The 12,049-nt window shown below is 72.3% G+C and carries 11 protein-coding genes and 1 tRNA gene; 4 read left to right on the forward strand and 8 right to left on the reverse strand.

Annotated features, from left to right (window positions below; all coding sequences use genetic code 11):
• Positions 1-4 precede the first annotated feature (4 nt).
• Genes M4960_RS02010 through M4960_RS02035 form a run of 6 tightly spaced genes read right to left on the reverse strand, consistent with a single transcriptional unit; the run spans position 5 to position 8,069 of the window.
• Positions 5-721: a TetR/AcrR family transcriptional regulator gene (locus M4960_RS02010; protein WP_248703326.1), complete on the reverse strand. Its 717-nt coding sequence runs from the start codon at positions 719-721 to the stop codon at positions 5-7.
• Positions 718-2,787 (reverse strand): CocE/NonD family hydrolase, encoded by a 2,070-nt coding sequence (locus tag M4960_RS02015; protein WP_248703327.1) that lies wholly within the window; start codon positions 2,785-2,787, stop codon positions 718-720. The genes M4960_RS02010 and M4960_RS02015 overlap by 4 nt, the downstream gene beginning before the upstream one ends.
• Positions 2,784-4,565: an ABC transporter ATP-binding protein gene (locus tag M4960_RS02020; RefSeq protein ID WP_132100379.1), complete on the reverse strand. Its 1,782-nt coding sequence runs from the start codon at positions 4,563-4,565 to the stop codon at positions 2,784-2,786. The genes M4960_RS02015 and M4960_RS02020 overlap by 4 nt, the downstream gene beginning before the upstream one ends.
• A complete protein-coding gene (locus M4960_RS02025) occupies positions 4,562-5,446 on the reverse strand; it encodes an ABC transporter permease (RefSeq protein ID WP_123292790.1) in 885 nt (294 codons plus the stop codon). Before M4960_RS02025 ends, M4960_RS02020 begins: the two co-directional genes overlap by 4 nt.
• Positions 5,443-6,471, reverse strand: a complete 1,029-nt coding sequence (locus tag M4960_RS02030; RefSeq protein WP_248703328.1) for an ABC transporter permease — start codon at positions 6,469-6,471, stop codon at positions 5,443-5,445. The genes M4960_RS02025 and M4960_RS02030 overlap by 4 nt, the downstream gene beginning before the upstream one ends.
• Positions 6,468-8,069, reverse strand: a complete 1,602-nt coding sequence (locus M4960_RS02035; RefSeq protein ID WP_111084078.1) for an ABC transporter substrate-binding protein — start codon at positions 8,067-8,069, stop codon at positions 6,468-6,470. The genes M4960_RS02030 and M4960_RS02035 overlap by 4 nt, the downstream gene beginning before the upstream one ends.
• Positions 8,070-8,224: 155 nt before the next feature.
• Between M4960_RS02035 and M4960_RS02040 the strand changes: the two genes are divergently transcribed.
• Genes M4960_RS02040 through M4960_RS02050 form a run of 3 tightly spaced genes read left to right on the forward strand, consistent with a single transcriptional unit; the run spans position 8,225 to position 9,899 of the window.
• Positions 8,225-8,818, forward strand: a complete 594-nt coding sequence (locus M4960_RS02040; protein WP_123938053.1) for a molybdopterin-dependent oxidoreductase — start codon at positions 8,225-8,227, stop codon at positions 8,816-8,818.
• On the forward strand, positions 8,815-9,630 hold the full coding sequence (locus M4960_RS02045; protein WP_248703329.1) for a ferredoxin reductase: 816 nt from the start codon (positions 8,815-8,817) through the stop codon (positions 9,628-9,630). Before M4960_RS02040 ends, M4960_RS02045 begins: the two co-directional genes overlap by 4 nt.
• Positions 9,630-9,899, forward strand: coding sequence for a DUF6510 family protein (locus tag M4960_RS02050; RefSeq protein WP_248703330.1), 270 nt, complete (start codon positions 9,630-9,632; stop codon positions 9,897-9,899). Before M4960_RS02045 ends, M4960_RS02050 begins: the two co-directional genes overlap by 1 nt.
• 274 nt (positions 9,900-10,173) lie before the next feature.
• Here the strand turns inward: M4960_RS02050 and M4960_RS02055 are convergent.
• Positions 10,174-10,245, reverse strand: a tRNA-Gly gene (locus M4960_RS02055).
• Between the two features lie 179 nt (positions 10,246-10,424).
• Between M4960_RS02055 and M4960_RS02060 the strand changes: the two genes are divergently transcribed.
• A complete protein-coding gene (locus tag M4960_RS02060) occupies positions 10,425-10,631 on the forward strand; it encodes a hypothetical protein (RefSeq protein ID WP_111084081.1) in 207 nt (68 codons plus the stop codon).
• Positions 10,632-10,667: 36 nt separating this feature from the next.
• Here the strand turns inward: M4960_RS02060 and M4960_RS02065 are convergent, their stop codons facing one another.
• Positions 10,668-12,047 carry a hypothetical protein gene (locus M4960_RS02065; protein ID WP_148058294.1) on the reverse strand — a complete coding sequence of 460 codons (1,380 nt, stop codon included), beginning with the start codon at positions 12,045-12,047 and terminating at the stop codon, positions 10,668-10,670.
• Positions 12,048-12,049: the final 2 nt, after the last annotated feature.

Below are 12,049 nucleotides of genomic sequence, written 5' to 3' on the forward strand. Positions count from 1 at the left end.
CTCATCACAAGGGCTGCTGGCCGGTTCCGGCGATCTCCACAGCCGGCACACCGAGTTCGTGCGCCAGGAACGTCCACATCCACGACAGCGCGACGGTGTTCGTGAGCCCCGGGACACCCTGGGCGATCTGCGTCGCGACGCCGTCGCTGTAGGCCGCGAGCTTGAGGGCCACGGTGTCCGGCTCGATCGGTCCGGCGCCGCCCGGGAATCTGCCGGCGTCGGCACCGCGGCGGATCACACGGACCAGACAGGCCTCCCAGACGCGGATCCGTTCGGCGTACTCGGCGGCCACCTCGGGCCGGCGGGCGACCGCAGTCCAGTAGTCGGACCAGATCCGCCAGTGCTGCCGGACCTGTTCGGTGTCGTCGAACAGGGGCGCGACGAGCATCCGCAGCGCCTCGACGGGGTCGGACTCGGCGTCGACGGCGATGACGATCGCCCCGTAGAAGCGCTCCGTCTCGAGCACGACGACCTCGTTGAGGATCTCCGCCACGCTGCCGAAGTGGTACGTCACGGTGCCGACGGACACTCCGGCCTCGGCGGCGATGTCCCGCAGACCCGTCGCCCCGACGCCGTTCCGGACGATGACGGCACGGGCGGCCGCGACGATCATCGCGCGCCGGACCGCGGGACGCTGCCGGGCGCGCGGCGCCGCACCCGCTGCCGCGCCCGGTGCAGCACCCGCCGCCGCCCCCGGTGCAGCACCCGCCGCGCCGGTCACGCCGAGGTCCTCGGGACGTCGTCGGCGAAGGTCTGCTCGGTGACCAGCACCTCGGGGGCGTCGGGGTCGCCGTCACGGGCCCAGGCCCGCACGGTGTTCACGACGTGGAAGGCCTCGGCGTCGGCGGTGACCTCGGAGGACGTCTCGAGCCGTGCCGACCAGTCCGGCTTCTCCAGGCCGATCGCCCAGCGCGACGATGCCACGGCCGAGTTCGGGTCGTCCGACCGGATGCGGTACGTCTCGCGGGCGTCCTCGCTGAAGACGAGCCCGTCGGGGTAGACCCGTCCACCGCCGTACCCGGGGTCGACGTCGAGGGTCCACTCCCCCGTCTCGACGTCGTGCGTGACGGTGCGCTGGGGCAGCTGCTCGGTCGGTGCAACGCGCTCGATCGCGAGCGGCGTCGACCGCTCGGGCTCGTCGAAGCGCACGTCGTCGTCGGTGTCGCGCGTCCAGACGGGCAGGCACACCTCGGACGCCGTCGGGTCGATCGTGACGGTGGCCTCGGTGCCGTGCGGCCAGACCCAGGGCCAGTAGGACGACGACACCGCGATCCGCAGGCGGTGCCCGGCGGCGAACCGGTGACCGGTCGCGACGAGCTGCACCGGCAGCGACGCCGGCTCACCGGGGACCAGCGGGTCGTTCCGGTCCATGCCGTCCCGCTTCGCCGCGTTGAGCACCCCGCGCGTCACGAGGGTCGACGAGCCGTCCGGCGCGACGTCGCACAACCGCACCGTCAGGGTGGCGCGGGGCTGGTCGCTCGTGACCGACAGGGTGACGAGCGCGTTGCCGAGCAGGTCGAACGCCCGGCCGACGGGCAGGTCGAAGCAGACGGAGCGGCCGTCCTCGGCACGCTGGTCGGGTGGCAGGTCGGTCGCGTTGCCGAACGGGAAGAACCGTCCGGCGTCGGCGCCGGTGTGCTGCGGCGACCGGACGACGACCGGCCCGTCCTCGCCGCCGCGGAGCGTCGCGAGCGGCAGCGCACGCCGGTGCGTCGCCGCCGAGGGCCACGCCTCGGCGCCGACCCACCGGCCCCGTCGCGAGGCGTAGTACGTCGCCGGGGCTTCGCCCTCGTTGATCCAGGCGCGGAGTGCGGGGTCCTCCTCCACGCCGGTGTCGATCCCGCGGAGCCAGCGGTCCCACCAACGCAGCGTCTCCTGCAGGAACCCGATCGACGGTCCGGGTGCGAGACCGCGGTCCGGGTACTGGTGCGACCACGGCCCGACGATGCCCTTGACCGGGGACTGCACGTTCGACACCAGTCGGAGCACGGCGTCGCGGTACGGGTCCGCCCAGCCGCCGACGGCGAGGACCGCTGCACCGATGTTGCCGTAGTCCTCGGCGGCGCTGCCGTGCCGCCAGTAGTCGTCGCGTTCCTGGTGCGCGAGCCACACCGGCGTCATCGGGCGGTTCGACTCCAGCCGCTCGCGCCACCGGTCGACCCAGTCCGTGCCGACGACCTCGGGCCGGGGCGGCCGCGAGTTGAACGCGAACATCGTCGCGCCCCACGCCGCCATGTCGATGCCGAGCACCGCTCCGCCGACGTAGTGCACGTCGTTGTCGTACCGGTCGTCGGTCGAACACACCGTGACGATGGCCTTGAGGGCAGCGGGCGCACGCGCCGCCAGCTGCAGGGCGTTGAACCCGCCCCACGAGATGCCGAACATGCCGACGGCACCCGTCGACCACTCCTGCTCGGCGAGCCAGGCGATCACGGCCTCACCGTCGCGGAGCTCCTGCTCGCTGTACTCGTCGTCGAAGAACCCGTCCGACGAGCCGCTGCCCCGGATGTCGACCCGGACCGAGGCGTACCCGTGCTGGGCGTACCAGGGGTGCCGTTCGGAGTCGCGCGGCGCGGTCCAGTCGTCGAGTCGGTACGGCAGGTACTCGAGCAGCACCGGCACCGGACCGTCGGACGACGCCGGCGACCAGATCCGGGTGTGCAGTCGGACGCCGTCGGGCATCGGGATCCACTCGTCGCGGACGGTCACGCCGTCCGGCAGCGAGTCCGGCGCGCCGATGGCGGTGAGGGTCGAAGCGTCGGCGTACACCGAGCGATCGCGGCTCATGCGTCCTCCCAGTTCCGGGTCAGGTGGCCGTCGCCGTGGTCCGTCCAGCCCTCGGTGTGCCGCCAGCGCGGTACCCCGTCGCCGACGTCGGGCAGCTCGGTGCTGCCCGGCTCGAGCGTCGCGGCCAGCAGCGTCGACGTGTACGGGTGGTTCGGGCCGGTGAAGACCCGCTCGGTCGGTCCGATCTCGACGATCCGGCCGCCGGTCATCACGGCGACCCGGTCGGCCACGCCCCGGACGACGGCCAGGTCGTGGCTGATGAACAGGCAACTGAGCCCGCGCGAGCGCTGCAGGTCGGCGAGGAGCGCGAGGATCCCGGCCTGCACCTGCACGTCGAGCGCGGTGGTGATCTCGTCGGCGATGACCAGGCGCGGCTCGGCGGCGAGGGCCCGGGCGATGCCGACGCGCTGCCGCTGCCCACCGGAGAGCTGCGCCGGCAGCCGCTCGGCGAACTCCGGGCCGAGGCCGACCTGGGTGAGCAGCTCGCCGACGCGCTGCCGCGAGGACGTGCCCGTGAACAGCTTGAGCGGTCGCCCGATCGCCGCGCCCACGGTGCGCCGCGGGTTGAGCGACGTGTCGGCGTTCTGGAACACGAGCTGCACCGCACGACGAAGGTCCGGGGACCGTCCGGCGATCGGCTCGCGCAGGTCGCCGCTCACGGTCCCGTCGTCGAACGAGAACGTGCCCGACTCGGCCGGCACCAGGCCGGCGAGGGCGGTCGCGAGCGTCGACTTGCCACTTCCGGACTCCCCCACGACCGCGAGCGTCTCACGCGGTGCGATCGTGAAGGAGACGCCGTCGACGGCGGCCGGCAGGCCGCGTCCGTAGCGGATCACCAGGTCCTCGGCGGTCACCACGGGACGGACGAGCGGTTCGGGAGGAACGGTTCGGCCGGCCGTGGAGGCGACCGTCGACGAGACGGTCGCCGTCTCGGGCACGCGATCCGTCCCTCCCGGCCGTCGCCCGTCCGGCACCGCGGCCAGCAGGGCACGCGTGTACTCGTGCTGCGGGGCGGCGAAGAGCGCCGCCGTGGCGGCGTGCTCGACGATCTCGCCGTCGCGCATGACGGCGATCTCGTCCGCCATCGCCGACACGACCCCGAGGTCGTGGCTGACGAGCAGGACGGCCATGCCGAGCTGCCGGCCGAGGTCAGCGATCAGGTCGAGGACGGCGGCCTGGGTGACGACGTCGAGCGCCGTCGTGGGCTCGTCGAGCACGAGCACCCGCGGGCGTGCGGCGACGGCCATCGCGATCGCGATGCGCTGCTGCTGCCCACCGGAGAGCTGGTGCGGGTAGCGGCGGACGATCGCGTCGGGGTCTGGCAGCCGGACCAGCCGGACCAGCTCGGCGACGCGCTCGGGGCCGTCGGGTTCGCGGTGGGCGCGCAGGGCCTCGCGGATCTGCTCGCCGACGCGCATCGACGGGGTGAGCGCCTGGCCGGCGTTCTGCGCGACGACGGAGGCAACGCCGCCGCGGAGCTCGCGGCGGCCGGACGGTGACAGCGCGAAGACGTCGTCGCCGCCGACGCGGACCGAGCCGCCGACGATGGTCGAGCCCGCCCGGAGGTGCGCGAGCAGGGTCCGGGCGACGGTGGACTTGCCGCTGCCGGACTCCCCGACGAGGCCGAGGGTGCGCCCGGCGGGGATCGCGAAGGAGACGCCGCGCACCACGGGGACCAGGCGCTTGCCGGCCGCGTAGGAGATCGCGAGGTCGTCGACGCGGACGATGGGGTCCGTCGCGGTCGCCGGTGCGGCCGGTGCGGTGTCGGTGTGCGTCATGCGCTCACTCCCTTCGTTGCGCGGTCGACGCCGAGCGACTTGCTCAGGCCGTCGGCGGCGAGGTTGAGCCCGATCACCAGGGTCGCCAGGGCGACGATCGGTGCGAGCGTGCCGAGCGGCACCACGGTCAGCGCGGTGCGGTTCTCCTGCACCATCAGCCCCCAGTCCGGCGTCGGTGGGTTGGCGCCGAAGCCGAGGAAGGACAGCGACGCGACGAGCAGCACGATCCACGAGGCCCGCATGGCGTACTCGACGAGCACCACGTCGAGGACGTTCGGCAGGATCTCGCGGAACACGATCGACAGCGCACGTTCACCCCGGGCCCGGGCGGCCGTCACGTAGTCCTGCGTGATGACGGTGCGGGCGGCACCACGGACGACGCGGGTCACGGCGGGCGCGTAGACGACGGTGACGGCGAGGACGATCACCCAGAGCCCGGCGTCGAAGACGGTGACCACGACCAGCAGGGCGAGGATCGACGGCACGCTGAGCAGGGCGTCGACGACGCGCATGACGGCCTCGTCGAACCAGTTGTCGGCGTACGCCGTGATGCAGCCGAGCACCGTGCCGACCGCGACCGCGATCGTGGTGGCCAGGAAAGTCACGAGCAGGGCGTACCGGCCGCCGTTGAGCGTCCGCGACAGCACGTCACGGCCGTACTGGTCGGTACCGAGCCAGTGCGTCCAGGTCGGACCGGCGAGGACGTCGCCGGCGTTCGTGGCCACCGGGTCGTACCCGGCGATGACCGGTGCGAGCAGGGCGAGCACGACGTGCAGGGCGATGAGGCCGAGGCCGATGCTCAGCGCCGTCGAGCCGCGCAGGGGCGCGAGGGCCCCGGCGAGGACGGCGCGTCCGGGGCGGCGGGTGGCGGTGGCGGTCATGCGGCGGCCTTCCTGGTGCTGCGCGTCGTGCGGGTGCGCGTGCGCGGTCGCCGCTGGCGGGTCCGCAGCTTCGGGTCGAGGACGAGCGCCACGAGGTCGGCGGCGAGGTTGCAGACGACGTAGATGACGGCGCTCAGGAGCGCGATCGCCTCGATCGTCGGCAGGTCGCGGTTGAAGACCGACTCGAGCATGAGCTTGCCCATGCCCGGGTAGTTGAAGACGTTCTCGACGACGACGACACCGCCGAGCAGCCAGGCGACGTTGAGCGCGACGACGTTGAGCGTCGGCAGCAGCGCGCTCGGCACCGCGTGCTTCCAGACCACGCGGCGCATCGTCAGGCCCTTGAGCTCCGCCGTGGTGACGAACTCGGACGCCATCACGTCGATGGTCGAGGAGCGGGCGGTGCGCACGATGTAGGCGGCCATCGCCAGGGTGAGCACGATGATCGGCAGCCAGATCGTCGGCAGGAGTTCGCCGACCGTGGCGTCGCTCCCCCGCAGCACGACGGCGGGGAAGATCGGCAGGCCGATCGCGAAGAGCAGCACGAGCACGGTCGCGACCATGAACTCGGGCACGCTCATCACGACGAGGCTGACGATCGAGATCACCTTGTCGGACGGGCGACCCCGACGGACCCCGGCGAGGACGCCGAGCGTCAGGGAGACCGTGACGCCGACGAGCATGGCGGGCACGGCGATGAGCATGCTGTTCCGGAAGGCGGTGAACAGCGTCGGCGCGACGGCCTCGCCGCTGACGAGCGAGGTGCCGAAGTCGCCGTGCACCGCGCCACCGAGCCACTGCAGGTAGCGGAGCCACACGTTCTGGTCGAGGCCGAGGGTCTCGCGCAGCTGCTTGACGGCGTCCGGGGTGGCGTTCTGGCCGAGGAGCTGCTGCGCGACGTCGCCGGGCAGTGCCTGCACGGCCAGGAACACGAAGAGCGAGGCGAGCACGACCGTGAGCACGGCGATGCCGACCCGGCGGAGGACGGGGACGAGGACGTCCGACGGGGTGTTCTTGGTCGTCATCGGCGCAGTCCGATCCGGAGGTAGTCGAACTCGAAGCCGTACTCCGAGTAGTTCACGACGTCGCGGGACAACCCCACGAGCCGGTCGCCGAACATCGGGGTCATGTCGGCCCCGTCCTCGACCACGAGCCGCTGGGCGTCCTGGTAGAGCGTCAGCCGCTTGGCGTCGTCCATCTCGGCGCGGGCGTCGTCGAGCAGCCCGTCGAAGGTCTCGTTCGACCACGCGCTCTCGTTGTAGGACGAGCCCGTGCGGAAGATCTGGTTGAGCAGCTGGTCGATCGGCCGGCCGGTGAACCAGTAGCTCACCATGAGCGGCTTCTGCATCCAGATCTGCGTGTAGTACGAGTCCGAGCTCGCGTTGCGGACCGTCAGGCGGATGCCCGCGTCGGCGACGGCGTCGCGGTAGGCGACCGCCATCGGCGTGAAGACCGACTCGTAGCTCGACGTGTAGATCGAGGTCCGGAACCCCTCGTGACCGGCCTGCTTGAGCAGTGCCTTCGCCTTGTCCGGGTCGTACTCGCGGTGGTCGTCGACGAACGCGGCGAGCTGCGGCGGGACGGGGTTGTCCCACCCGGGCGAGCCGGTGCCCTGCAGGGCGGTGTCGACGATCTGCTGCGGGTCGTAGGCGAGCTTCATCGCCTGGCGGACCCGCGGGTCGCTGAACTCGTCGCTCGTGGCGAGCATCGGGATCGTGTACCACTGGGCGTTCTTCGACCGGGCGACGGTGGCGCGGTCGGAGGCGGACACCACCCGAGCGGTCGCGAAGTCCAGGTTCGTCTGCGAGATCAGGTCGATCTGGCCGGCGAGCAGCGCGTTCACCCGGGCGGTGGTGTCCTGGATCGAGTAGAAGTCGATGCCGTCCAGCGCGGGACGCCCGGCGAAGTGGTCGTCGAACGCCTCGACACTGCCGGCACCGGCGGGGGTGAACGCGGAGAGCCGGAACGGACCCGTCCCGATCCCGGTGCGGCCGATGTCGGCGATCGCGGCCGCCGGCACGATGTAGCACTGGTACGCGGTGAGCAGCGACGGGAACTCGGCGTTCGGCTTGGTCAGCGAGAACCGCAGCGTGTACGGGTCGGTCGCACGCATGGAGTCGGCGTCCATCACCTCGCCGAGGACCCCGGCCTGCGGGCTGCCGGTCTTCTCGTCGAGGATGTGCCGGATGCTCGCGATGGCGTCGTCCGCGGTGAAGCGGCTGCCGTCGTGGAAGGTGACGCCACGGCGGAGCGAGAACGTCCACTCGGTGCCGTCGGCGTTCGCGGACCACTCCTCGGCGAGGTCGGGCACGGTGGTGCCCTGCTCGTCGAGCTTGACGAGCCGGTTGTAGAGCGCGCCGAGGTACTCGTACGCCGACAGGGAGCTGGCGGAGTCGAGGGTCTCGGCGGCCGAGGCGGCCGGGCGCGCGATGCGCAGGCGACCGCCGCGTCGGGCGACGCCGGTGGCCGCCGCTTCGGGGATGGTGGGCGTGCCGGCGTTCGCGCCGGAGCTGCACCCCGTCAGGGTGAGCAGGCCGAGGCCGGCCAGGCCGGCGGCGCCGGTGAGGAGCGCTCGGCGGCTCGGGCCGCGGGCGTTCCGGGGTTCGGGGACGATGGGCTGCATTCGGGGTGGCCCCTCCTGTAATCGTTCCGGTGAACGATAGAGGGAACCTGGCGATCCCCCAACTCCTGCTCCTCGTCCGTCCGAGTGTTTACGAACTCGTTACACGGGCGCCGCCGGCACGGAGCATGATCGGACCATCCCGTCCGAGGAGGATCATGGCGACGTTCACCAGGGGGTTCGGTGGCCGTCGAGCCGACCGCGACGACACCCGCATCCCGCCCGGCCAGACCCTGGTGCGCGACTGGCCGGTCCTGTCGGCCGGTGCCACGCCCGACGTCGATCCGGCGTCGTGGGTCTTCTCGATCCGCACCGAGAACGGTCTGCACACCTGGACGTGGGACGAGGTGCACGCGCTCGGCGTCGAGGACGTCACCGTCGACATCCACTGCGTCACCCACTGGACCAAGCTCGACATGCCGTGGCGCGGCGTCCCCCTCGACCGCCTGTTCGAGGACGTCGAGACGTCGCTCGACTACTGCATGGTGCACAGCACCGGCGGGTACACGACGAACGTGCCGCTCGACGAGCTGCTGGACGGCAAGGCGTGGATCGCGTTCGAGGCCGACGGCGAACCGCTCGAGCCCGAACACGGCGGTCCGGCGCGCCTGCTGGTGCCGCACCTGTACTTCTGGAAGAGCGCGAAGTGGGTGAGCGGGATCGTCATGCAGGCGGACGACGAACCGGGCTTCTGGGAGAACGCGGGCTACAACCTGCACGGCGACCCGTGGAAGGAAGAGCGGTACTGGTGACGGTTCCCGACACCGACGTGCCCACCGCCCCGTCCACCGACCTGGAGGCCCGGATCGCGCCCGCCGGTCGGCCCGCGCCCCGCAGGCGGCCGGCCTGGCACCCCGCGACGGTCGCCTCGGTGGAGCGCGAGACCCCGAACGCCCGTCGGGTCGTCCTGGACGTCCCGACGTGGCCGGGGAACGACCCGGGCCAGCACCTGGACCTGCGGCTCACGGCCGAGGACGGCTACCAGGCATCCCGCTCGTACTCGATCGCCTCGGCGGGTGACCGGACCGACGTCGTCCTCGCCGTCGACCGCGTCGAGGGTGGCGAGGTGTCCCCGTTCCTGGTCGACGCGGTCGAGGTCGGCGACGCGCTCGAGGTGCACGGGCCGCTCGGCGGCTGGTTCGTGTGGCGTCCCGGCGCGTCCGACCGTCCGGTGCAGCTGATCGCCGGCGGCTCGGGGATCGTGCCGCTCGTCGCCATGGTCACCGCGCACGCCGAGGCCGGGGACCCCGCACCGTTCCGGTTGCTCGTCGCCGTCCGGACCCCGGACGGCGTCTTCTTCCGCGCCGAACTCGACCGGGCCGTCGCTTCCGACGCTCCGCTCGAGGTGACCACCGTGTACAGCCGGATCGCTCCACCCGGGTCCGCCGTGCTCGCGGGACGGCTGACCCGCGATGCGCTCGCCGCCGCGGTCTTCCCACCCGACGCCAGGGCGCTCGTCTACGTGTGCGGCTCGACGCCCTTCGTCGAGCAGGTGCTCCGCTGGCTCGCCGACCTCGGGCACGACACCGCCGACGTCCGTGCCGAACGGTTCGGGGGCAGCTGATGATCGTCGTCGACGGCAACGCCCTCGCAGGGGTCCTGTCCGAGGAGCTCGGTCCGGAGCCGACCGTGACGGTGCTCTGCTGCGCGGGGTGCGGGTCCCGCGGAACGGTCGCACGCACCGCCGTGTACTGCTCGGCGATGGGCTCCGTCGCCCGGTGCCGGACGTGTGACACCGTGCTCGTCACGGTGGTCGAGGCCGGATCCGCGCGCTGGATCAGCCTCCCCGGCACCCGTGCCACGCTGATCCCACTTTCCGAGGATCGCGGCTAGCGCAATCACCGAACGCATCTCGTGCGGAGTTCTTGCGGCTTTCCGCATGCCCCGAACTGGGGTCCAATCCGACCGCGACGATGCTCCGGATCACTCTTCGGGACATCGCTGGGCCACCCACCCGGCGTCTCCACTCGGGGCAGTGCGGCCTCTGCGTCCGGCGGGCGCGGGTACCCGAAGCCTGCGCCCCCGGATGCGCCCGCTCACGGCGCCCGGGAACGACAGAACCCCCGGTGCTGCTCTGTGAGCAACCCCGGGGGTCCTGTTCCGTCCGAGCGGATGACGAGATTCGAACTCGCGACCCTCACCTTGGCAAGGTGATGCGCTACCACTGCGCCACATCCGCGTTCGCACGCCGTGTGGGCCGTGCGGAGTCGACTGTACCCGATCGCGGGCCCACAGACGTGTTCTGCGGCAGATCCGGGCGTGTCCGGTGTCGCGAGGCGCGGCCCGTCGCGGCCCGACGCGGTCGTCAGGCGCGGTCATCAGGCACGGTCATCAGGCACCGAGGAGTTCGATCGGAGCATGAGCTACGTGCACGACAACCCGGGCGGGACCGAGGCCCACGGCGTCGACCTGATCGACGGTGACACCCCCGCCATCCGCATCCTGGTGCACGGCGACCTGCCGACCACGATCGAGCACGAGGGGCGGACCTGGCTCGCCACCGGCGACGCGCACGACGACGGTGACGACCAGGCGCCCCCGATCGCGATCTACCGCCCGGTCTGAGCCGCGCTCGGCGACGGGCCGGGCGCTCGACTGCGGTCAGTGCCCGCGGACGTCGCCCGTCAGGATCGCGTGCTCGGCGCCGGCCGACAGCTCGTCGTGCAGGGCGTCCGCGAAGAACTCCCCCGCACCGAGGCTGACCAGGTGCGTGAGCGCACCGCCCACGTCGACCAGCCCGGGGTTCCACTCGTCGTGGAGGGACGCGCGGACGTGCCCGGACTCGTGCACGACGACGACCCCGATGTGGTCGTGGGCATCGCCGACCTCGAGCACGGCGTCGTACACGACCGGTTCGGTGTCCTCGCCGAGGGGCTCCAGGTGCACCTCGCCGATCCCGGGCCACTCGGTGCGGAACACGGGCAGGTCCGGCGCGTGCAGGTGCGGGGCGCGTTCGTCGGTGACGGACTCGATCTCCCCCGACGTCAGGTACTCGTCGACGACCTCGTGGATCCGGTCGTGCAGTCCGGGCTCGTACTGCCACCAGCGCTGGTGCACCGCCCGGAGCCAGTCCTGCGTCGCGGCGTCGGCCGAAGCCGAGGTCCCGACCAGCTGCGGTGCCGTGCCGGGCGATCCGACGACCTCGAGCTGCTCGTCGTGCGTCTCGACGGTGATGGACCCGGTGGCCTCGTCGGGGTGCACGCCGTGGACGTCCTCGGGGGCCGCGGCCCAGATGCTCGCCGGGAGCTTCGGCGGCAGGGCGAACGCCACCGCGATCGCCGGACGCGCCAACGCCTCGTCGAGCGCGTCGCCGAGGTGCACCTCGTCCGAGCGGGACCCCATGACGATGCCGCCGGTCGGGGGCACGGCGGCCAACCGCTCGAGGTCCTCGTGGTCCGCGTTCATCGACGCGAACACGTGGGTGTCCGCCCACTGGACGAACTCGCCGGCGGCACGGTCCTGGTCCTCGAACGGCACGTTCCAGACCGAGGGGTCCGCGAGCACCCACGACGCCGAACGACCGGCGGGGCCACGACGCACGGCGTCGACCACGGCGGGGACGAGCCCGGGCAGCCCGCGGTACGCCGGGCGCACGGTGAGGCGGTCCAGCGCGAGCAGGTCCGGCTTGCCGAGCATCTCGGCGGCGTGCGTCTGCAGCGACAGGAAGGTCTCGCCCGTGGCGTCCGGCACGACGATCGCCGCGGCGAAGTCACCGTCGACGTCGGACACCTGGTACCCGAGCACCAGTGCCTCGACCGACTCGGGCGATCGGCTCGTGTACGCGGCGACCTCGGCGACCGACACCGCTTCGGCCTCGTCGTCGGTGATGGGCACCCGGACGTCGATCACCCACCGGTCGACGTCCTGGCCGGGGTAGGCGTCGCCGTCCTCGTCCGAGATCGTGATGTGCACGAGCCGCAGGGAACCGTCCCACGCGTCGTGGACGTGCTGGGCGATGGCGGCTTCAGGGTCGTCGGTCACGG

This window comes from Curtobacterium sp. MWU13-2055, assembly GCF_023242305.1.
GTDB lineage: Bacteria > Actinomycetota > Actinomycetes > Actinomycetales > Microbacteriaceae > Curtobacterium.

Excerpts from the sequence above, each read along its gene's own strand:
- M4960_RS02015 (WP_248703327.1), bottom strand. The coding sequence starts at position 2,787 with ATGAGCCGCGATCGCTCGGTGTACGCCGACGCTTCGACCCTCACCGCC.
- M4960_RS02020 (WP_132100379.1), bottom strand. The coding sequence starts at position 4,565 with ATGACGCACACCGACACCGCACCGGCCGCACCGGCGACCGCGACGGAC.
- M4960_RS02025 (WP_123292790.1), bottom strand. The coding sequence starts at position 5,446 with ATGACCGCCACCGCCACCCGCCGCCCCGGACGCGCCGTCCTCGCCGGG.
- M4960_RS02030 (WP_248703328.1), bottom strand. The coding sequence starts at position 6,471 with ATGACGACCAAGAACACCCCGTCGGACGTCCTCGTCCCCGTCCTCCGC.
- M4960_RS02035 (WP_111084078.1), bottom strand. The coding sequence starts at position 8,069 with ATGCAGCCCATCGTCCCCGAACCCCGGAACGCCCGCGGCCCGAGCCGC.
- M4960_RS02040 (WP_123938053.1), top strand. The coding sequence starts at position 8,225 with ATGGCGACGTTCACCAGGGGGTTCGGTGGCCGTCGAGCCGACCGCGAC.
- M4960_RS02050 (WP_248703330.1), top strand. The coding sequence starts at position 9,630 with ATGATCGTCGTCGACGGCAACGCCCTCGCAGGGGTCCTGTCCGAGGAG.
- M4960_RS02060 (WP_111084081.1), top strand. The coding sequence starts at position 10,425 with ATGAGCTACGTGCACGACAACCCGGGCGGGACCGAGGCCCACGGCGTC.